Origin of the sequence: Bradyrhizobium sp. UNPA324 (assembly GCF_006658635.1) — a bacterium.
Lineage (GTDB): Bacteria > Pseudomonadota > Alphaproteobacteria > Rhizobiales > Xanthobacteraceae > Bradyrhizobium > Bradyrhizobium nanningense.
On the sequence record NZ_LFJD01000004.1, the window covers coordinates 3,410,242 to 3,430,787 of the forward strand.

The following is a 20,546-nucleotide window of genomic DNA, read 5'->3' on the forward strand; positions in this document are numbered from 1 at the left end:
CCCATTACCCCAGGGAGCAGTTTTGCGGACACTGCCGCCCCGAGCATCTCACACCGTCTATTCACCGATAGCTTCCGCGGTATGGGTCCCTGCTTTCGCAGGGACGACACCGCCCGGGAAGTGAGAACTCGCTCAGTCACGCCGCGCTCACACCATCGCTTCGGCCACCACCATGTAGTTGACGTCCATGTCCGACGAGAGGGTCCATTTGTCGGCGAAGGGGCTGTAGACGACACCGGTCTGCTCGGTGATGACGAGGCGGTTGTCGAGCAGGTATTTCGTCAGTTCGTCGGGGGTGACGAACTTGTTCCACTCGTGGGTGCCGCGCGGCAGCCAGCGCAGGACGTATTCGGCGCCGACGATGGCGAGCGCAAAGCTCTTCCAGTTGCGGTTCAGCGTCGAGACCACCATGAGGCCGTTCGGCTTCAGCATCGCGGCGCAGCGTTTCAGGAAGACGCCGACATCGACGACGTGCTCGACCACTTCCATCGCCAGCACGATGTCGAAACGCTCGCGCGGATCGATCTCCTCCACCGTGGTGCAGCGGTAGTCGATGGCGAGATGGCCCTTGTCGGCGTGCAGCTTCGCCGCGGCGATGTTGCTCGCGGAAGGGTCGACGCCGATAACCTGCGCGCCGAGACGCGACAGCGGCTCGCACAAGAGGCCGGCGCCGCAGCCGATGTCGAGCACGCGCAAGCCGGCGAGACAGTTGAGGCTGCGCACGTTGCGCTCGAACTTGCGGCAGGCGGCATCGCGGATATAGCCGAGCCGCAGCGGGTTGATCCGGTGCAGCGGCGCCATCTTGCCGTTGGGGTCCCACCACTCCGCCGAGAGTTTTGAGAATTTCGCGATCTCGGCGGCGTCGACGGTCGAGCCCGGCTGGGCGGTTGGGGAAGTATCTTGCTGCATGCTCATGGTTACGCGCGGTCCTACCGCGTGGTGATCGAACTACGGAAAGCGAGCGGCGAGGCGATCGTCTTGATCGTCTCGATCCCCTCCCCGACGCCGCGAATCGTCACGTCGCCGTAGTTGAGAATACGTCCAAGAATCGTCTGATCGACGTCGACGCTCTCGACCTTGTCCAGCGCCATCTCGAAGGTGCGGCGCTTGATGAAGCCGGTCTTGTGCACGACCCTGAGGTTGGTGACGTCGGTCTCGGTGGTGAAGCGATGGAACCAGCCCTTCACGGTCCAATAGAGGGCCGCCAAAGCCACGAGGCCGGAGCCGACAAGGCAGAGCAGGACGAGCCCTTCGACCACGGTTTGCCGGGACAGGACGAACAGAGCCAGAGCCACGATCCAGGCCACAATGGCCGGAAAATAGAAGATCCAGTGCGCATTGGTCGAATACAGCACCTTCTCGCCGGGCTGAAGAATCTCGTCGATATAACGCGCCATGATCCCGGTTAACCCATTACCCCCAAGCCAGACATCGAGCCCGCCCCCGCAGGAACCCGCTTGCCCCCGGCCCCGCCGCTCTGTATACGCGCGGTCGGTGTCGCGAGGCCCAGTCCGATGCGGCTCACCATACTGATCCTTATGAGGGAATGCACGCGTCGTCATGAGCCGCCTCGTGATGAAATTCGGCGGCACATCCGTCGCCAACATCGAACGTATCCGCAACGTCGCACGCCATGTGAAACGTGAGGTCGACGCCGGCCATGAAGTGGCCGTGGTGGTCTCGGCGATGTCCGGCAAGACCAACGAGCTGGTGGCCTGGTGCACCGAGGCCTCGCCGATGCACGACGCGCGCGAATACGACGCCGTGGTCGCCTCAGGCGAGCAGGTGACGTCCGGCCTGCTTGCCATCGTGCTCCAGGGCATGGGCATCCAGGCCCGCTCCTGGCAGGGCTGGCAAATCCCGATCAAGACCAGCGACGCCCACGCCTCGGCCCGGATCGAGGACATCGACGGCAGCGAGATCATCAAGCGCTTCAGGGAGCGCAAGGAGGTCGCGGTCATCGCCGGCTTCCAGGGCATCGAGCCCAAGACCAACCGCATCACCACGCTCGGCCGCGGCGGCTCCGATACCTCGGCCGTGGCAATTGCCGCCGCCGTCAAGGCCGATCGCTGCGATATCTATACCGACGTCGACGGCGTCTACACGACCGACCCGCGAATCGTGCCGAAGGCCAAGAGGCTCGACAAGATCGCGTTCGAAGACATGCTGGAACTGGCCTCCCAGGGCGCCAAGGTGCTCCAGGTCCGCTCCGTGGAACTCGGCATGGTCCACAACATGCCGATCTTCGTCCGTTCGAGCTTCGACAAGCCCGAGGATATCGACCCGCATGCCAACCAGCCGCCCGGCACGCTGATCTGCAGCGAGGAGGAGATCATGGAAAGCCACGTCGTCACCGGTATCGCTTTCTCCAAGGACGAGGCCCAGATCTCGGTGCGCCAGATCGAGGACAAGCCGGGCGTTGCGGCGTCGATCTTCGGCCCGCTGGCGGATGCCAACATCAACGTCGACATGATCGTGCAGAACGTCTCCGAGGACGGCAAGACCACCGACCTCACCTTCACGGTGCCGGCGGCCGATTATACCCGCGCCAAGGACACGATTACCGCCGCCAAGGGCAAAATCGGTTATGCGCGGCTCGATACCGCCACCGACGTCGCCAAGATCTCGGTGATCGGCAGCGGCATGCGCAGCCACGCCGGCGTCGCTGCCCAGGCGTTCTCGGCCCTCGCGGGACGGAATATCAACATCCGGGCCATTACAACCTCCGAGATCAAATTCTCGGTTTTGATCGACACCGCCTATACCGAGCTTGCGGTGCGCACGCTACACACGCTCTACGGTCTCGATCAGGCCTAGACGAATTTTCTCTTAGCGGCCGCAGCAAACGCTGAGGTGTCCACACTTTCGCGTTTGGCAGGCGTTTTGCTTGGCAAAACAAGCCCCAATTCGCTATACGGCGAACAGGGTGGGCTGCCAGAAACTGTGCCCCAGTTCAGGCGGTGCTGATTCGGCTCAGGCAACCGCCTGAGCCGGCGCCGGACGAGCAAACTTGTTGTTTTTCTGGATACTGGGCGAGCAGCCGCGGCCCCTTTCGGCCCCGGCAGACGGAGGAGATTGACGGTACATGCGGAGCGCGTCGGGAGGTCCCCGCGTCTTGTTGAGACGGCTCCGCGAGACCATGGCGGAGCAGGTCTCGGCCCAGGAGCGGCTGGACAAGATCGTGGTGCTGATCGCCGCCAACATGGTGGCCGAGGTGTGCTCGGTCTATGTGCTACGCATCGACAACACCCTGGAGCTCTACGCCACCGAAGGTCTCAACCGCGAGGCAGTGCACCACACCGTGCTGAGCGCCCATGAGGGCCTGGTCGGTCTCGTCGCCAGCGAGGCGACGCCGCTCAATTTGAACGATGCGCAGAGCCATCCGGCCTTCTCGTTCCGCCCCGAGACCGGCGAGGAAATCTACCACTCGTTCCTCGGCGTGCCGATCCTGCGCGCCGGCAACACGCTCGGCGTGCTGGTGGTGCAGAACCGCGCCAAGCGCAATTACGTCGAGGAAGAGCTCGAGGCGCTGCAGACCACCGCGATGGTGCTGGCGGAGCTGATCGCCTCCGGCGAGCTCTCGGCGCTGGCCCAGCCGGGCCAGGAACCGGCGGCGCGCCATTCCGCGCAGAAGGTCGGCGCCATCCTGTCGGAGGGTATCGCACTCGGCCATGTCGTGCTGCACGAGCCGCGCGTCGTCATCAAGGACTACATCGCCGAGGACCTGCCGAAGGAGATCAAGCGGCTCGACACCGCGCTCGCCAAGCTGCGCGCCGATCTCGACCGCATGCTGGAGCGCGGCGACGTCGCCGAGGGCGGCGAGCATCGCGAGGTGCTGGAAGCCTACCGCATGTTCGCCAACGACCAGGGCTGGTCGCACAAGCTGCACGAGGCGGTCGCCACCGGCCTCACCGCGGAAGCCGCGGTCGAGCGCGTGCAGTCCGACACCCGCGCGCGCATGCTGCGCTCGACCGACCCTTACTTGCGCGACCGGCTGCACGATCTCGAGGATCTCGGCTACCGCCTGATGCGGCAGCTGGTCGGCCAGGACCACGCCCCCTCGCGCGAGCAGCTGCCCGATAACGCGATCGTCATCGCGCGCGCAATGGGCCCGGCGGCGCTGCTCGACTACGACCGCAAGCGCCTGCGCGGCATCGTGCTGGAGGAAGGCACCGCCAACTCCCACGTCTCGATCGTGGCGCGCGCGCTCGGCATTCCCGCGGTCGGCGAGGTGCCAAACGCGCCCGGCATCGCCGATCCCGGCGACGCCATCATCGTCGACGGCACCTCCGGCTCGATCTATGTGCGGCCCTCTCAGGAGGTCGAGGCGGCCTTCGCCGAGCGCGTGCGCTTCCGCGCCCGCCGCCAGGCGCAATATCTGGCGCTGCGCGACCTGCCCTGCGTCACCAAGGACGGCCAGAAGGTCGAGCTGATGATCAACGCTGGCCTCGCCATCGACCTGCCGCATATCGAGGACACCGGCAGCGCCGGCATCGGCCTGTTCCGCACTGAGCTGCAATTCATGGTGGGCCAGAGCCTGCCGCGCACCAGCGACCAGCTGGCGCTCTATCGCACTGTGCTGGATGCCGCCGGCACCAAGCCCGTCACCTTCCGCACCCTCGACATCGGCGGCGACAAGGCGCTGCCCTATATGGAAGCCGTGATCGAGGAAAATCCCGCGCTCGGCTGGCGCGCGATCAGGCTCGGGCTCGATCGCCCAGGCCTGTTGCGCGGCCAGATTCGCGCGCTGCTGCGCGCCGGCGGCGGCCGCGCGCTACGCATCATGTTCCCGATGATCTCGGAGGTCGCCGAATTCGATGCGGCCAAGGCACTGGTCGAGCGCGAGCTCACCTATCTGCGCCAGCACGGCCACACGCTGCCTGAACGAATCGACATCGGCACCATGGTCGAGGTGCCAGCCCTGCTCTATCAGCTCGACGAGCTCTTGCGGAAAGTCGACTTCATCTCGGTCGGCTCCAACGATCTGTTCCAGTTCCTGTTCGCGGTCGATCGCGGCAATGCCAAGGTCTCCGAGCGCTTCGACACCATGTCGGCGCCGATCCTGCGCGCGCTGCGCCAGATCTCGCAAAAATGCCATGCGGCGAAGAAGTCGCTCTCGCTCTGCGGCGAGATGGCATCCAAGCCGATCGGGGCGCTGGCGCTGATTGCGCTGGGCTACCGCTCGCTGTCGCTGTCGGCGACCGCACTCGGCCCGGTCAAGGCCATGGTGATCGATCTCGACGCGAAGAAGGCCGAAGCCATGCTCGGTCCCCTGCTGGACGCCCCGGCAGGCAGCGTCTCGATCCGGCAGAAGCTGACGGAATTCGCCGAGGCCGAAGGCCTGGCCTTGTAGCGGGCCTGTCGCCGCTTCCTGCCGCCTCGCCTCCTTCCGCCATTTGAGACTGAACCGATGTCGTCACTCCCCGAAGCCAAACTGGACGTGCTGCTCGCACATCATGCCTCGCTCGAGGCCGAATCGCTGGGGCAGCTCGCCTCCGAACGCTACGTGCAGATCACGCGCGAGCTCGCCGAGATCACGCCGCTGATCGAAGCGGTGAAGGCCTATCGTTCCGCCGTCAAGGAGCTCGCCGACACCGAGGCGCTGATCGCCGATCCCGCAACCGACGCCGAGATGCGCGGCATGGCGGAAGCCGAACGCGACGAGCTCGCACCGAAGATCGAGGAGCTGGTCCAGAAGATCCGCGTCGCGCTCCTGCCCAAGGACGCCATGGACGATCGCAACGTGGTGCTGGAAATCCGTGCCGGCACCGGCGGCGACGAGGCCTCGCTGTTTGCCGGTGACCTGTTCCGGATGTACGAACGCTTCGCCAGCTTGCAGGGCTGGAAGGTCGAGGTGATCTCGGCCAGCGAAGGCACCGTCGGCGGCTACAAGGAAATCATCGCTGAGGTGCAGGGCCGCGGCGCGTTCTCCAAGCTGAAGTTCGAATCCGGCGTGCATCGCGTCCAGCGCGTGCCCGACACCGAGACGCAGGGACGCATCCACACGTCTGCGGCGACGGTCGCGGTGCTGCCGGAGGTCGAGGACGTCGACGTCGACATCAAGAACGACGATCTGCGCATCGAGACCATGCGCGCGCAAGGCGCGGGCGGCCAGCACGTCAACAAGACCGAATCGGCGATCCGCATCACCCACATCCCGACCGGCATCGTGGTGATGATGCAGGACAGCCGCTCGCAGCACAAGAACCGCGCCTCGGCCATGAACATCCTGCGCTCACGCATCTACGACGCCGAGCGGCAGCGCGTCGACGCCGCGCGGTCGGCCGAACGCAAGGAGAAGGTCGGCTCCGGCGACCGCTCCGAGCGCATCCGCACCTACAATTTTCCGCAAGGCCGCGTCACCGACCACCGCATCAATCTGACGCTCTACAAGCTGCCGCAGGTGATCGCGGGCGAAGCGCTCGGCGAATTGATCGACGCGCTGACCACCGAGCACCAGGCCGCGCAGCTCGCCGCACAAGGCGCGGCGGCGTAGCGCGTGGGCAACTCCTTCTCCGGACAATCCATCGAAAGCGCGCGGCGCGCGCTGGCCGCGCAATTGAGATCGGCACACGTCGAAGAGGCCGAGCTTGACGCCCGCATCCTGCTCGGCGCGGTCCTCGGCCTCGATCTGACCGGCCTGATTGCGCAAGCCGCCCGGCCGCTCACGGAAGCCGAGGCGTCGCGGCTCACCCAGCATGCACAGCGCCGCATCGCCGGCGAGCCGGTGGCGCGCATTCTCGGCACACGTGAATTCTGGGGCCTGCCGTTTCGTCTGTCGGAAGCAACCCTGGTCCCCCGCCCCGATACCGAGACCGTGGTCGAGCTTGCGCTCGAGATCCTCCGCGAGCGGAAAGCGGCACAGCCTCCGCGCATCGCCGACATCGGCACCGGATCGGGCGCGATCCTGCTCGCGCTGCTGCACGAAATTCCCGATGCGTTCGGCATCGGCACCGATGTCAGCCTGACTGCGCTCAACACGGCGCGTGACAATGCCGCCGCTCTCGGCCTCGGCGGCCGCGCGGCTTTCGTCGCTTGCTCCTATGCGTCAGCGCTGCGCGGCCCGTTCGACCTCATCGTGTCGAACCCGCCCTATATCCCCTCGGCCGAAATTCCGACACTGAGCGTCGAGGTGCGCGAGCACGATCCGCATCTGGCGCTCGATGGCGGCAATGACGGATACGACGCCTACCGCGCCCTGATCCCGCAGGCGAGCGAGCGCCTCGCTCCCGGCGGCGCGCTGATCGTCGAGGCCGGACAGGGCCAGGCGAGAAATATTGAAACCCTTATGGCGACAGCGGCGTTAACGATGGACAGGCCACCCAAGGCCGACCTGGCGGGCATTCCGCGGGCCGTTTCGGCCCGAAAAATGCCCCCATAAAAGCCGGATTGGCTTGCAAAAAGCTCTTGGAATATCCCTTGGGAACGACTACGTTCCGATCAACACATCGGTGCCGGCCCCGCAGACTTGCGGGTGAAAGCCGGGCTCTCGGGCGAGGGCTTTACTGATTACAGGTTCCAAGCCGCAGGTCCTGTGAAGCGCGATAGCCAGTGGAGCTGCGCTGCTCTCCGACCGCAACGTGAACGAAAGCCTGATATTGCGCTTGAAGACTTACGCAACACCGCTGGGCTTGTTTCGGCAAGCAAAATGAATGGATTCGCTGGCGATCAATGCTGGCGGGTGGGGAACGCGTCCTTGTTGAGCGCGACGGTCGACGAACATCGGCAGGGTTTGATCCGCTCTTGCGCGCGGTGCGCGCGTGCGACGTGAAACCGCTGTCACCAGGTCACTCCTAGCAATCAGTAATGCGTGCAACCTTTAGGGCTGGAATTAAAGGCAGGACATGAGAAACGGTCAGAACAAGCAGCGGATGCGCAACCGCAACAATAATAACAACAACAACAACCGGCGCAGCCAGAACCCGATGACCCGGGTCTACGAGTCCAACGGACCCGATATCAAGATCCGCGGCACCGCCTCGCACATCGCCGAAAAGTATCTTCAACTTGCGCGCGACGCGCGCTCCTCCGGCGACCCCGTTGCGGCGGAGAACTACTACCAGCATGCCGAGCATTATTTCCGCCTGATCGCGGCGGCCCAGGAGCAATTCCGCCAGAACCAGCAGCCGCGCGGCGACGAGCCTATCAGCAGCCATGGCGACGACGGCGAAGACGACGGCGAGAATTTCTCGAATTTCGGCCAGGAGCCGGGCTTCGTCCCGCAGCCGCCGCAGCAGCCTTTCGTGCGCGACCGCGACGGCCAGCGCGATCATCACCAGCGTGATCATCAGCAACGCGACAACCAGCAGCAGCCCTATCAGCGCGACCAGCAGCCGCGCGAGCACCGCGAACGCGATCATCGTCCGCAGCCGCAATATCAGCCGCAGCCGCTGCCGGCGAACCAGCCGCAGCCCGTCATCGCCGATACCGGCAGCGTCGATCGCCTGCCGTCCTTCATCACCGGCCCGCAGCCGCAAGTGAATGTCGGCGCAAGTGGCGGCCAGCCCGGCTTCGAAGGTGGCGGCGGCGGCGGTGGCGAACGGTTTCCGCGCCGGCGGCGCCGGCCGCATGGTCCGCGCCCCGAGCGCGAGGCAGCTCCGGCCGCCTCCAGCGATGAAGTCACCCCCGGCGAATAGGCTTTTTCTGACTTTGTGAACTGCAATCGTCCCGGTCTCGCCGGGACGATTCGTTTTCAGCCGCGCGTCACCGTCGAGGACGGCACCAGCACGGGCTTGGCCAGCGAGGGAATGAGCCGCGCCCGTTCGCGCTTGGCGGGAATCGCACGATAGACCTGCTTGGTGGCCTCGACGATGTGCACGCCGGCAAAAGGCAGCGACAGCGCCGCACCGGCGCGCTCCCACATCTGTGCCGATTTCAGCACCCAGCCACCGGCATAGGGCGGCATGAACAACGCCTCGCCCCATGCGGTCGGCGTGAACCAGGTCTGGCGCAAGAGATCGGTGATCTGCGAGCGCGAATAGGGCCGGCCGTGACCGAACGGCGTGCTGTCGGTGCGGGTCCACACCCCACGCCGGTTCGGGATCACCGCGATCACGCGGCCCGAGGGCGACAGCACGCGCCACACCTCGCGCAGCAGCGCGGCCGGATCGTCCGACATCTCCAGCGCGTGGACCAGCAGGATGCGGTCGACCGCGGCGTCGGGAAGCGGCAGCGAGAATTCGTCGACCAGCGAGGCCAGCGCCGGTCGCCCCGTCGGCCATTTCAGGACGCCCTGGGCCGCCGGCATGAAGGCGATGCATCGCTCGGCATCTTCGCGGAACAACCCCAGATAGGGCGTTGGATAGCCGAGGCCGAGCACGCGCTGGCCCTGCGCGCCCGGCCAGCGCTCCCTGATGCCGCGATTGATCATTTGTCGCGCCACAATCCCGAGGCGACGGGAATAGAACTCGCGGAGGTCGACGACGTCGATGGTCATGACCGGAATGTAACATGCGTAAGGCTTGGCCTGCGCGCGGAATATTGCATTGCCTGCGCAACGTTAACGCCATATTTGTCTGGCGGGGCTGAGCCCGATGGAGATGACATGGCCGCCGAAATTCGTACTTTCACCTGTTTAAACGACAATTTCGGTTATCTGATCCACGATGTGGAAACCAAGGCGACGGCGTCGGTCGACGCGCCCGAGGCCGGCCCCATTATGAAGGCGCTGGAGCGCGAGGGTTGGCAGCTCACCGACATCCTGATCACCCATCATCACGGCGATCATGTCGGCGGGGTCGCTGAACTCAAGCGGAAATACAATTGCCGCGTCGTCGCGCCGCACGACAAGACCACCGGGATCGCGAACGTCGACCTGCGCGTCGCCAACGCCGACGTGGTCAAGATCGGCAATCTGCTGGCGCGCGTCCTGGAGACGCCCGGCCACACGCTCGACCATGTCTCCTACGTGTTCGACACCGAGAAGACGGTGTTCGCGGCCGACACGCTGTTCTCGATCGGTTGCGGGCGCGTGTTCGAGGGCACCTACCCGATGATGTGGGATTCTCTCCTGAAGCTGCGCGCCCTGCCCGACGACTTCAAGCTCTATTGCGGCCACGAATACACGGCCTCCAACGTCAAGTTCGCGCTGACCGTCGATCCCGACAATGCGGCGCTCCAAGCGCGCGCGGCGGAGGTGGCGAAGCTCCGGGCCGAGAACAAGGCGACCATCCCCACCCTGCTTGGCGACGAGAAGCGGGCCAACGTGTTCCTGCGGGCCGACGAGCCACAGATCGCAGCCAGGCTGCACATGAAGGGCGCGGATGCCGCTGCCGTGTTCGGCGAGCTGCGCGAGCGCAAGAATAAATCCTGACACACAAGTCCTGACGGGGTTCGATGCCGACCGCAGCCGAGATCATCGCTCGCCTTGAACTGCGGCCGCATCCCGAGGGCGGCCATTATCGCGAGACGTTTCGCGACCAGATGACGGACGCCAACGGCCGTTCGCGCTCGACCCTGATCTACTTCCTGCTCGCACGCGGCGAACGCTCGCACTGGCATCGCGTCGATGCGGTCGAGACCTGGCATTATTATGCCGGCAGCCCCTTGATGCTGCGCATCGCCCATGACGGCTGCTCCCAGCACGAGGTGCGGCTCGGCACCGACCTCGCCGGCGGCGAGCGGCCGCAGGCCATCGTGCCGGCCCATGCATGGCAGATGGCGCAAACCACGGGCGAGTGGACGCTGGTCGGTTGCACCGTCGCGCCCGCGTTCGAGTTCGCAGGCTTCGAGCTCGCACCGCAGGGCTGGGAGCCGTAGCTCAAACCAGACCCATCGACCGCCACTCTCGCGCCATCGGCAACCTATTCCTTGCTGTCTTTCCGCACGGGCAGTCGACGAACAATCCTGGTCGGAAGCGTTTCGTAAGCCGGCCGATAATTACCGGCTCGATACTGCTCTTCCGTCAGTTGGATGAAGGATTTTCCGTCGGTTATCGTCGCCGTCTCGGGACGGCCAACGATGCTCTCGTTCCGATGCATGCCCGTAAAGATCTCAGGGGATGCGCCGACTTGCGCCGAAGCGCTCGCGCAGACGAGTCCGACCAACACCGTCAGCGGGACCGCGATCGAGCGCATCATCGCTTCCTCAGCACCATGTCCTTGGCCGCGATCAGGCCACCGCCGGCAATCAGGATCGCGGCAATCGCGATGTTGGCGCTGGCCTTGGCAAAGCCGGCGGCGATGAGGAAGCCGGTCGAGAGCAGCGGCGTGGCATAGGAGGCGGCGCCGAGCACGCGGATGTCGCCGCGCTTCATGCCGATGTCCCAGGCGTAGAATGCGGCACCGACGGGGCCGATGCCGAGCGCGGTCACGGAGAGCCATTGCAGCGTGGTCTCCGGCCACACCGTGATTTCAAGAAGGCCATGCATCAGCGCGGCCAGCACGGCGGTGGCAAGGCAGAAGCCCGCAACGGCATCCGTCGGCACCGCCTTCAGCCGGCGCGACAGCACCGAATAGGTTGCCCAGACGAACGCGGCGATGAAGGCTGCGATCAATCCCGGTACCGCCCCCGGCGCAAACCCGCTCGTGTTGCCGGCGAACAGCAGCACAGTGCCGACGAGGCCGAGCACGGCGCCGACGATGTGATGCAAGGCGAGGCGCTCGCCGGGCAGGAACGACGAGAACAGCACGATCAAGAGCGGCCACATGTAGTTCAGAAGGCCGGCCTCGGCCGGCGGCGCGAAGCGGAGTGCGAGGAAATACAGCGCGTGATAGCCGAACAGGCCGCCGACGCCCACGACCCAGACGACGAGCGGCTGACGCAGGCTTTTCGCCGCATCGCCGCGGCCGATCCAGGTGAGCAGGCCGACCAAGCCGCCGATCGCGAACGTCATTGCGGCGAGCTGAAACGCCGGGATCTTTCCGGTTGCCACCGTCATGACCGAAAGCAGCGACCACATCAGGATCGCGGTCAATCCGATCAGTGTGGCGGTACGGGGAGTCATCGGCCCAATGTTTCCGTCATGGCCGGGCTTGTCCCGGCCATCCACGTTCTTCGTGGCGACGGCTGTTGTAAGGCCGTGGATGCCCGGGACAAGCCCGGGCATGACGATGTGGGAAATATCAGCCCGCGTGATGCGATCGCATCACACCATGTACTGGCCGCCGTTGACCGTCAGCGTCGAGCCGGTGATGAAACCGGATTCGTCGGCGGCGAGGAACACGACCGCACGCGCGATCTCTTCGGGCTCGCCGAGCCGGTTGGCCGGGATCTGCGGGATCACGTTTTTCTCCAGAACGTCTTTCGGCACCGCCTGCACCATTTCGGTGTTGATGTAGCCGGGGCAGATCGCATTCACGGTGATGCCGCCCTTGGCATTCTCCAGCGCGAGCGCCTTGGTGAAGCCGATATCGCCGGCTTTGGCCGCGGAATAGTTGACCTGACCGAACTGCCCCTTCTGTCCGTTGATCGACGAGATCGAGATGATGCGGCCGAACTTGCGCGCACGCATGCCCTCGATGACCTGGCGCGTCATGTTGAACAGCGAACCGAGATTGGTGTTGATGACGGCGTTCCACTGCTCGAGCGTCATCTTGTGGAAGGCGGTGTCGCGGGTGATGCCGGCATTGTTGACGAGCACCTCGATCGGCCCGAGATCAGCCTCGACCTTCTTCACGCCTTCGGCGCAGGCGTCGAAACTGCTGACGTCCCATTTGTAGACGGCAATGCCGGTCTCGGTCTTGAACTTCTCCGCCGCCGCGTCGTTGCCGGCATAGCTCGCCGCAACCTTATACCCGGCCGCCTTCAGTGCCTTGCTGATCGCAGCACCAATGCCCCGCGTACCACCCGTGACCAATGCAACACGTGCCATATCGTATCCTTCCCTTGGACTCTCGGACGTTTCTGAAGCGATCGTTTTTAACGTTGGATTATGCGGTTGGTTTGACGGACATCAAGAACAAAACGCCCGGCGTTGAGCCGGGCGTTTGTATTTAGTCGAGGCCTGCGCGATTGCGAAGAATATTTGATTCGCAACCGCTGCCTTTTTAGTCGCGTGCAACGCACTCACTGACGTGTGCAGCGCACGCGCAAACTGCGCGTAAGCTACACGTCAGCTATCGTCAGTCACGCGCAATGCACATCGCGATGCCCATGCCGCCACCGATGCACAGCGTGGCGAGGCCCTTCTTCGAATCGCGCTTCTGCATTTCGTGCAGCAGCGTCACCAGCACGCGTGCGCCGGACGCACCAACCGGATGGCCGATCGCGATCGCGCCGCCATTGACGTTGACTTTGGAGGTGTCCCAGCCGAGGTCCTTGTTGACGGCACAGGCCTGGGCCGCGAAGGCCTCGTTGGCCTCGATCAGATCGAGATCGCCGACATTCCAGCCGGCCTTCTTGAGCGCGGCGCGCGAAGCCGGGATCGGGCCGGAACCCATGATCTTGGGATCGACACCGGCCTGCGCCCAGGAGACGATTCGCGCGAGCGGCTTCTTGCCTTCCTTGGCCGCCTGCTTGGCGGTCATCAGCACCACGGCGGCAGCGCCGTCATTGATGCCGGACGCAGAGCCTGCGGTGACCGTGCCTTCCTTCTCGAAGGCGGGTCGGAGCTTGGCCATCGCGTCGAGGGTAGCGCCATGACGCGGATATTCGTCGGCGCTGACGACGACATCGCCCTTGCGGGTCTTGATGGTGACGGGGACGATCTCGTCGTTGAACTTGCCGGCCTTCTGCGCCGCCTCGGCCTTCTGCTGCGAGGCGACCGCGAACTCGTCCTGCTGGGCGCGGGTGATCTGCCACTGCCGCGCGACGTTCTCGGCGGTGTTGCCCATGTGGTAGCCGTTGAAGGCATCCCACAGACCGTCCTTGATCATGGTGTCGATGAACTCGACGGGCCCCATCTTGACGCCGCCACGCAGATACTGGGCGTGCGGGGCCATGCTCATGGATTCCTGGCCGCCGGCGACCACGATCTCGGAATCGCCGTTGAGTAGCGCCTGGTAGCCGAGTGCAACCGTGCGCAGGCCCGAGCCGCAAAGCTGGTTCACGCCCCAAGCCGGGCTCTCCACCGGGATGCCGGCGGCGATCGAGGCCTGACGAGCCGGGTTCTGGCCCTGGGCAGCGGTCAGGATCTGGCCCATGATGACTTCCGAGACCCGGCCAGGCTCGATGCCACCGCGCTCCAGCGCGGCCTTGATGGCGATCGCGCCAAGATCGTGGGCGGGAAGGGTCGCGAACGCTCCGTTGAAGCTTCCGACCGGGGTGCGGGCGGCGCTGACGATGACGACATCGTCTGACATGGGCATCTCCTGAGGCTTGAGGTTCTTTAAAGGGGGCAGGGCGGGGCTTTACGAAAAGGCTCGCCAGTCTCGTGAGCCATCCTGTTAACGTCGTTGAGGCATGTCAATCGGCCGGCGACCGAATTCATACCGCAACGCATTCAAAATAGCGTTCTTGGCGCTTTCGCAAGCAAGATTTTGCTCCGCGATTAACCGTGCCGCACAAAACGGTAGCGTGACCCCTTTGAAAATGCTTATTTTGTTGCGTTGCGTACTCTTCCCGCCCTGCGGCATTGCCCGTCGGGTTCCCGTTCTCCGCGCTTGCAAGTGAGAGCCCATGGCGAAATCAGACCAACCCACCACCATCAAGAAATACGCGAACCGCCGGCTCTATAACACCGGAACGAGCACCTATGTGACGCTGGAAGACCTCGCCGCGATGGTCAAGGAAGGCGAGGATTTCCTGGTCTATGACGCCAAGTCCGGCGACGACATCACCCGCTCGGTGCTCGCCCAGATCATCTTCGAGCAGGAGAACAAGGCCGGCCAGAACCTGCTCCCGACCACCTTCCTGCGCCAGCTGATCCGCTTCTACGGCGACAGCATGCAGATGGTGGTGCCGAAATATCTGGAGCAGTCGATCGCGACCCTGACCCAGGAGCAAGAGAAGTTCCGCAAGCAGATCGCCAACACGCTGTCCGGCACTCCTTTTGCTCCTTTGGAAGAACAAGTCCGCCGGAACATGGAGCTGTTCCAGCAGACCTTCTCGATGTTCAAGCCCTTCGTCCCGCCGCGCTCGGCGACGTCAGCTGAGCCCGAGTCCGACGCGACCACGGAGACGCCGAAGGACAGCAACATCGACGATCTGCGCCAGCAGATGAAGGAAATGCAGGAACGCCTGGAGCGGATGTCGAAGAAGGACGAATAGGTCCTCCTTTTGCCCCTGGCGTCAGGCGCCGGAGGATACGCGATGTCCGACCGAAGCACCCATTGGGAGCATGTCTACGCCACCAAGGGCGAGGCGGAAGTCAGCTGGTTTCAGGACAGCCCGGCGATCTCGCTCGAGATGATCCGCGCGGCCACGGGGGATCATGCCGCCGCCATCATCGATATCGGCGGCGGCGCGTCACGGCTGGTCGACGCTCTCTTGCAGCAGGGATATCGCGACGTCGCCGTGCTGGATCTTTCTGCCAATGCGCTTGATGCGGCGAAGCAGCGACTCGGCGGAGCCGCTTCGATGGTCGACTGGATCGTTGCCGACGCCACCACATGGCAGCCGGCGAAGACCTACGAGGTCTGGCACGACCGCGCCGCGTTTCACTTCCTGACTGACCCGCGCGACAGGGCGGCTTACGTCGCACGCCTGCGGTCTGCGGTTGCGCCCGGCGGCCACGTCATCATCGCGACGTTTGCGCCCGACGGTCCGGAGAAATGCAGCGGCCTGCCGGTGCAGCGCCATGACAGCGCCAGCCTTGCGGCAGAGCTCGGGCCGGAGTTCGAACTGATCGAGACGCGCAGCGAGGTTCACCACACGCCGTGGGATTCGACTCAGGCGTTTCAGTTCGGCCGGTTTCGGAAGCGCGGCTAAAAAGTCGGTGTCATGCCCCGCGCAGGCGGGCATCCAGTACGCCGCGGCCCATCGGGTCAATCACTGCTGCCTCTGGAATACTGGATCGTCCGCCTTCGCGGACGATGACAGCGGAGTCCCTGGCGCGTATGCGAGCCTACGCCGCCAGCTTCACCGCATGCGCAAAGTCCCAATAGAGCTTTCGCGCCTTGGTGTAGAGCGGACCCGGCTTCAGCTCGCGCTCGTCGATGCGGATCACCGGAGCGACCTTGGCGAAATTGCCGGTGGAAAAGATCTCGTCGGCGGCAAGGAAATCGGCATAGCGCAACGTCTTCTCGACCACATTGATGCCGTCGCCGCGAAGCAGGTTGATGACGCGCTGGCGCGTGATCCCGTTGAGGAACGTCCCGTTGGGAGCCGGCGTATAGACCACGCTGTCCTTGGCCATGAATACGTTGGAATTGCCGAACTCGGCGACATTGCCGAGCATGTCGAGCATCAGCGCGTTCTGGAAGCCGCGCGAAGCGGCTTCTGCGAGGGCGCGCGAATTGTTCGGATAGAGGCAGGCCGCCTTTGCCTCGACCGGTGCGCATTCGGCGGTGGGCCGGCGGAACGGCGACAGGGTGATGGCGTTGCCGACTGGCTTTGGCATCGGCGCCTCGTAGATGCACAGGCACCAATTGGTGGTTTCAGGGTCGAACAGCACGCCGCCGCCCGAGCCGTTCTGCGCCCAATACATCGGACGGACGTAGAGCTCGGCATTGGCCGCAAAGCGTGCAATGCCTTCGGTTGCGAGCCCGAGCCAGGTGCCGGTATCGACCACCGGCTTCAAGCCGAAATTGATCGCGGATTGATTGGCGCGCGCGACGTGACGATCGAGATCGGGCGCGACGCCCTCGAACGCGCGCGCACCGTCGAACACCACCGAGCCGAGCCAGGCCGCGTGCGTGCGCGGGCCCATGATCGGCACGTTGCCGTCGTGCCATTTGCCTTCGAAGAAGGTCCAGCTCGGCGAATATTCGATCGGCTTCTTGATCTCGGCCATATCAGGCCTCCCTTGGAAATATCCGGGCACTATTGTCCCAATTTCTAAACGATTTGCTGCCGGACTAGCACCCTCCCCCGGAGGGTAAAACAGGCCAAACAGGCTATAATGAGGGCAAATGATAGGGAGTTTGCCATGCCGCTCGATCCACTCGCAAAGCGCTTGTTGACCATGATGGCCGCGGCTGCGCCGCAGGCGAGAGGCCGGCCGAGCGTAGAGGCGCGGCGGCAATCGCTGGCCAAGCTGATGCAGTTCGCGCGCGCGGATGCGCCGGATGTGACGACGCGCGACGGCATGCTGCCCGGCCGTGCCGGCGAGGTGCCCTATCGCCTCTACACGCCTGCAAATGACGATGAGCTTGCACCGGGCTTCGTGTTCTTTCATGGCGGCGGCCTCGTCGCCGGCGGCATCGCCACGCATGATCGCATCGCGGCGGCGCTGGCGCATGCCACTGGTTGCCGCCTGATCTCGGTCGACTACCGGCTCGCGCCGGAGCACAGATTTCCGGCCGCCGTCGACGACGCCATCGCCGCCACCGAATGGGTTGCGCGCGAGGCCGCCTCGCTCGGCATCGATGCGGACCGCCTCGTGGTCGGCGGCGATTCCGCCGGTGCAACGCTCGCTGCGATCGTATGCCAGGAGGCGGCGCAGGCCGCCGGGCTCGCCATCGCCGCGCAATGCCTGATCTGCCCGGTGCTGGACTTCGAGGAAACCTCGCCTTCACGGGAGGCCTTTGCCGAGGGTCATCTGATCGATCGCGTCACGATCGAGGCCGATCTCTCCGACTATCTGCCTGACGGCGTCGACACGGCCGACCCCCGCGTGTCTCCTCTGCGCGCCACACGGCTCACCGGTCTGCCGACCGCGATCATCCACACAGCTGAGTACGATCCGATGCGCGATGAAGGCAACGCTTATGCCCGCAAGCTGCTCGCCGCAGGCGTCGCCGTCGAGCATGTCTGCCACGACGGCATGGTTCACAATTTCCACGCCATGGGTGCGATCCTGCCGCAGGCGCAGCTCGTGCTGTCGCAGATCGGCGAACAGGTGCGGCGAGCGGTGGAGAAGTAGAGCGAATCACACGCGCGCGTCGAGCACGGCCCTGGCTGCCATCACATAGTCAGGCCAATGTGCGTCCGCATAGCGTTCGGCCTGGCCGGCGCAGGTGACGTCTGGCGCATGCGCGGCGGCAATCATGCGCGCAAAGCGTTCTTCGGCAACCGTCGTGTCATCGCGCACTGGCGCTGGTGCGGCGGCTACCGCGGTCGGAGCGACGGCGAGCCCTGCCATTCCGGCGAGCAGGATGCGGCGTGACGTGGTCATGGCTGTCGTCCTCCATTGTCCGGCCTGCTCCGGCCGGCGAGCGTGTCGGTTCAGTCACGACAAGGTAGCCGTGCATCTCGAAGCAGTCCATGGTTTGCGGATAGCGCTTGACCGCGGTAGCGGTCACGTTCCATCTAGCACCCGATTTCGCCCACCACGGCCCACGCGTCGGATTGTCACGTGTCCCCCCACAGCACATCGCATCGTCCGACCTTGCGCGCTGTCGCGATGGGACTGACCTGCCTGACGATTTCGGCCAGCGCCGCTTTCTCCGCCGACGATGAGGAGGACACACCGGCGAAGCCTGCGGCCCCGAACCTCTATCTCGATCTGCGCACGACCTATGCGTCGGTTCCGGCGGGAGCGCTCGGGCTCGGTTTCGGCACGACGTCGCTGTCGGCCGCGCTCGAAGCCCTGGCGGTGCGCAGAGGCGCAACGCCGTCGAACGGTCTGCCCGCCGCGAAATCGATTGCCGTCGACTTGCCGCTGACCGTCGACGTCAACGACCGCGTCTCGCTCTATGGCGGCGTAACGGGCACGACGACCGACATTGGCGGCGGCTGGTCGACGTTCGACATCACGAGCTGGAATATTGGCGTGCAGGCCGACCTCCACCGGCAGGATGGCGGCGCGATCCCGACCATCACGTTGCAATCGACCCTGACGCAATCGGTGCCGAACGATCAGGGCATGACGAATTCGCTCAACGACATCCTGGAATTCGACTACGCGCTCGACGAGGACGAGACGCGGGGCTGGCTGGCCGGCTTGCAACATACCTACACCGCCATCGCCAGCCCGTTCGCCAGCATCCGGTCGAACACGATCCTCTATGCCGGCGGCTATTACCAATGGCCGAGCAACTGGAAGTTCACCGGGCGCCTCGGCGTGCAGTCGTTCGGCGGGGCGCAGCTGGCGGGCCGGACGCTGGCCGAGTCCTTCACGCAGCCGATCCTGCGGCTCGACCTCGATCGCATGGACGACAACGACAACCGCCTGTTCGGCATCACCGCACAGATCGCCTGGACGCCGAAGCCGTCCTATCAGGTGACGGTGCGAACGCCGCTCTACGCCGTGCGCAATTGAGGTAGCCGATCGCATCCGCAAACGCGTGATGAGCGCGCAGATCGTCACCGGCAAGCAGGTCGGCGGATTGATCGAAGGACGCAGCTATTGCGGCGGCACCCGCGCGTCGAACGCGCCTTTGGGATTTGCGACGTCGTCGATGGCGAGCGTCAGCGGCTCGCCCGTCGCAAGGAACGACGACAAGATGGCCTCGAACGGCGCCGGATCGAGGCCGCGCGCCTTCAGCCACTCGGGCTCATAATAGGTCTGCCGGTAGCGCTCGCCGGAATCGCAGATCAGCGTCACCAGCGATCCCATCGCGTTCGCCTGGCGCATCTCCGAGGCGAGCCGGCACAGCGCCAGAAAATTGGTGCCGGTGGATCCGCCCACCGGACGACGCAGCCGCCGCGACAACACGTTCATCGCCGCGATCGTGGCCGCATCCGGGATCTTCATCATGCGGTCGACCACACCTGGCACGAAAGAGGGCTCGCAACGCGGCCGGCCGACACCCTCGATCAGCGACGGGTGGTCGCAAACATGGGAGCGGTCCTGCGAGCGGAAACAATCGAAGAAGGCGGAATGCTCGACATCGGCGACGCACAGCCGGGTCGGATACTGGCGATAGCGCAAATATCGTCCGATGGTGGCCGAGGTGCCGCCGGTGCCCGCGCCCATCACGATCCAGTCCGGCAGCGGGCGCGGCTCGCCCTGCAATTGGCTGAAGATCGATTCGGCGATGTTGTTGTTGCCGCGCCAATCGGTGGCGCGCTCAGCGAACGTGAACTGATCCATGTAATGGCCGTTCAGGCGAGCGGCGAGCGCGGCCGCTTCCGCATAGAGCGCGCGGCCATCGTCGATCAGGTGGCAATTGCCGCCATAATGCTCGATCGCGGCGATCTTCTCCGCCGAGGTCGTGCGCGGCATCACGGCATAGAAGGGCACGCCGATCATCTCTGCGAAATAGGCTTCCGAGACCGCCGTCGATCCCGATGACGCTTCGATGACGGGTGTGCCTTCGGCAATCTGGCCGTTGCAGAGCGCGTAGAGGAACAACGAGCGCGCGAGGCGATGCTTCAGGCTGCCGGTCGGATGGGTGGATTCATCCTTCAGATAGATGTCGATGCCTGACAGCGCCGGCACGATCAGCCGGATCAGATGCGTGTCGGCGGTTCGGCACTGGTCGGCCTCGATGGCGGCCACGGCCTCGTTGACCCAGCCGCGCCGATAGGCCGGCCCGGCCGGATTGGAGTGGCGGAAGGGAAGCGGCTCCATCGGCATGATCCGGCGATTCCTTGAAAACTGACGTCCATCTAGCACGAGGGCG

Annotated in this window: 21 protein-coding genes; 11 read left to right on the plus strand and 10 right to left on the minus strand. The window is 64.9% G+C overall.

Features of this window, described 5'->3' with window-relative positions:
* Nucleotides 1–147 precede the first annotated feature (147 nt).
* Complete coding sequence (gene ubiG, locus UNPA324_RS16485; RefSeq protein WP_181769416.1) at nucleotides 148–915, minus strand: bifunctional 2-polyprenyl-6-hydroxyphenol methylase/3-demethylubiquinol 3-O-methyltransferase UbiG; 768 nt, start codon at nucleotides 913–915, stop codon at nucleotides 148–150.
* 14 nt (nucleotides 916–929) lie between these two features.
* Nucleotides 930–1,397 carry a PH domain-containing protein gene (locus tag UNPA324_RS16490; RefSeq protein ID WP_128919101.1) on the minus strand — a complete coding sequence of 156 codons (468 nt, stop codon included), beginning with the start codon at nucleotides 1,395–1,397 and terminating at the stop codon, nucleotides 930–932.
* 163 nt (nucleotides 1,398–1,560) lie between these two features.
* Between UNPA324_RS16490 and UNPA324_RS16495 the strand changes: the two genes are divergently transcribed.
* The 5 genes from UNPA324_RS16495 (at nucleotide 1,561) to UNPA324_RS16515 (ending at nucleotide 8,636) form a co-directional block, all read left to right on the plus strand.
* Nucleotides 1,561–2,817, plus strand: a complete 1,257-nt coding sequence (locus UNPA324_RS16495; RefSeq protein ID WP_128919100.1) for an aspartate kinase — start codon at nucleotides 1,561–1,563, stop codon at nucleotides 2,815–2,817.
* A 268-nt stretch (nucleotides 2,818–3,085) separates the two neighbouring features.
* Nucleotides 3,086–5,353: a phosphoenolpyruvate--protein phosphotransferase gene (ptsP, locus tag UNPA324_RS16500; RefSeq protein WP_128919099.1), complete on the plus strand. Its 2,268-nt coding sequence runs from the start codon at nucleotides 3,086–3,088 to the stop codon at nucleotides 5,351–5,353.
* Between the two features lie 57 nt (nucleotides 5,354–5,410).
* Nucleotides 5,411–6,496, plus strand: coding sequence for a peptide chain release factor 1 (prfA, locus tag UNPA324_RS16505; RefSeq protein WP_141935151.1), 1,086 nt, complete (start codon nucleotides 5,411–5,413; stop codon nucleotides 6,494–6,496).
* Nucleotides 6,497–6,499: 3 nt separating this feature from the next.
* On the plus strand, nucleotides 6,500–7,381 hold the full coding sequence (prmC, locus tag UNPA324_RS16510) for a peptide chain release factor N(5)-glutamine methyltransferase (protein WP_141935152.1): 882 nt from the start codon (nucleotides 6,500–6,502) through the stop codon (nucleotides 7,379–7,381).
* Between the two features lie 463 nt (nucleotides 7,382–7,844).
* Nucleotides 7,845–8,636 carry a DUF4167 domain-containing protein gene (locus UNPA324_RS16515; RefSeq protein WP_141935153.1) on the plus strand — a complete coding sequence of 264 codons (792 nt, stop codon included), beginning with the start codon at nucleotides 7,845–7,847 and terminating at the stop codon, nucleotides 8,634–8,636.
* Nucleotides 8,637–8,692: 56 nt separating this feature from the next.
* Here UNPA324_RS16515 and UNPA324_RS16520 read toward each other — a convergent pair whose 3' ends face one another.
* Nucleotides 8,693–9,436 carry a methyltransferase domain-containing protein gene (locus UNPA324_RS16520; protein WP_128919095.1) on the minus strand — a complete coding sequence of 248 codons (744 nt, stop codon included), beginning with the start codon at nucleotides 9,434–9,436 and terminating at the stop codon, nucleotides 8,693–8,695.
* Nucleotides 9,437–9,544: 108 nt separating this feature from the next.
* Between UNPA324_RS16520 and gloB the strand changes: the two genes are divergently transcribed.
* Complete coding sequence (gloB, locus tag UNPA324_RS16525; RefSeq protein WP_128919094.1) at nucleotides 9,545–10,312, plus strand: hydroxyacylglutathione hydrolase; 768 nt, start codon at nucleotides 9,545–9,547, stop codon at nucleotides 10,310–10,312.
* 23 nt (nucleotides 10,313–10,335) lie between these two features.
* Nucleotides 10,336–10,758, plus strand: coding sequence for a cupin domain-containing protein (locus UNPA324_RS16530; protein ID WP_128919093.1), 423 nt, complete (start codon nucleotides 10,336–10,338; stop codon nucleotides 10,756–10,758).
* Between the two features lie 44 nt (nucleotides 10,759–10,802).
* On the opposite strand, the gene UNPA324_RS16535 is transcribed toward UNPA324_RS16530, so the two are convergent.
* The 4 genes from UNPA324_RS16535 to UNPA324_RS16550 all read right to left on the minus strand — a co-directional run bounded on the left by UNPA324_RS16535 (nucleotide 10,803) and on the right by UNPA324_RS16550 (nucleotide 14,240).
* Nucleotides 10,803–11,078: a hypothetical protein gene (locus UNPA324_RS16535; RefSeq protein ID WP_128919092.1), complete on the minus strand. Its 276-nt coding sequence runs from the start codon at nucleotides 11,076–11,078 to the stop codon at nucleotides 10,803–10,805.
* On the minus strand, nucleotides 11,075–11,944 hold the full coding sequence (yddG, locus tag UNPA324_RS16540) for an aromatic amino acid exporter YddG (protein ID WP_128919091.1): 870 nt from the start codon (nucleotides 11,942–11,944) through the stop codon (nucleotides 11,075–11,077). Before yddG ends, UNPA324_RS16535 begins: the two co-directional genes overlap by 4 nt.
* 141 nt (nucleotides 11,945–12,085) lie before the next feature.
* Nucleotides 12,086–12,811, minus strand: coding sequence for an acetoacetyl-CoA reductase (gene phbB / locus UNPA324_RS16545; protein ID WP_128919089.1), 726 nt, complete (start codon nucleotides 12,809–12,811; stop codon nucleotides 12,086–12,088).
* A 250-nt stretch (nucleotides 12,812–13,061) separates the two neighbouring features.
* Nucleotides 13,062–14,240 (minus strand): acetyl-CoA C-acetyltransferase, encoded by a 1,179-nt coding sequence (locus UNPA324_RS16550; RefSeq protein ID WP_128919088.1) that lies wholly within the window; start codon nucleotides 14,238–14,240, stop codon nucleotides 13,062–13,064.
* 316 nt (nucleotides 14,241–14,556) lie between these two features.
* Between UNPA324_RS16550 and phaR the strand changes: the two genes are divergently transcribed.
* Both phaR and UNPA324_RS16560 read left to right on the plus strand, forming a co-directional pair.
* Entirely contained in the window at nucleotides 14,557–15,147 is a 591-nt protein-coding gene (gene phaR, locus UNPA324_RS16555; RefSeq protein WP_141935154.1) for a polyhydroxyalkanoate synthesis repressor PhaR, read from the plus strand.
* Between the two features lie 42 nt (nucleotides 15,148–15,189).
* On the plus strand, nucleotides 15,190–15,807 hold the full coding sequence (locus UNPA324_RS16560) for a class I SAM-dependent methyltransferase (RefSeq protein WP_141935155.1): 618 nt from the start codon (nucleotides 15,190–15,192) through the stop codon (nucleotides 15,805–15,807).
* A 136-nt stretch (nucleotides 15,808–15,943) separates the two neighbouring features.
* Here UNPA324_RS16560 and UNPA324_RS16565 read toward each other — a convergent pair whose 3' ends face one another.
* Nucleotides 15,944–16,831: a branched-chain amino acid aminotransferase gene (locus UNPA324_RS16565; protein WP_128919085.1), complete on the minus strand. Its 888-nt coding sequence runs from the start codon at nucleotides 16,829–16,831 to the stop codon at nucleotides 15,944–15,946.
* Nucleotides 16,832–16,966: 135 nt separating this feature from the next.
* On the opposite strand from UNPA324_RS16565, the gene UNPA324_RS16570 reads away from it, so the two are divergent.
* Complete coding sequence (locus UNPA324_RS16570) at nucleotides 16,967–17,902, plus strand: alpha/beta hydrolase (protein ID WP_141935156.1); 936 nt, start codon at nucleotides 16,967–16,969, stop codon at nucleotides 17,900–17,902.
* 6 nt (nucleotides 17,903–17,908) lie between these two features.
* Here UNPA324_RS16570 and UNPA324_RS16575 read toward each other — a convergent pair whose 3' ends face one another.
* A complete protein-coding gene (locus tag UNPA324_RS16575; protein ID WP_128919083.1) occupies nucleotides 17,909–18,154 on the minus strand; it encodes a hypothetical protein in 246 nt (81 codons plus the stop codon).
* A gap of 213 nt (nucleotides 18,155–18,367) precedes the next feature.
* Between UNPA324_RS16575 and UNPA324_RS16580 the strand changes: the two genes are divergently transcribed.
* A complete protein-coding gene (locus UNPA324_RS16580) occupies nucleotides 18,368–19,240 on the plus strand; it encodes a hypothetical protein (protein ID WP_141938896.1) in 873 nt (290 codons plus the stop codon).
* Between the two features lie 84 nt (nucleotides 19,241–19,324).
* Here UNPA324_RS16580 and UNPA324_RS16585 read toward each other — a convergent pair whose 3' ends face one another.
* Nucleotides 19,325–20,494 (minus strand): PLP-dependent cysteine synthase family protein, encoded by a 1,170-nt coding sequence (locus UNPA324_RS16585; protein ID WP_181769666.1) that lies wholly within the window; start codon nucleotides 20,492–20,494, stop codon nucleotides 19,325–19,327.
* Between the last annotated feature and the right edge of the window lie 52 nt (nucleotides 20,495–20,546).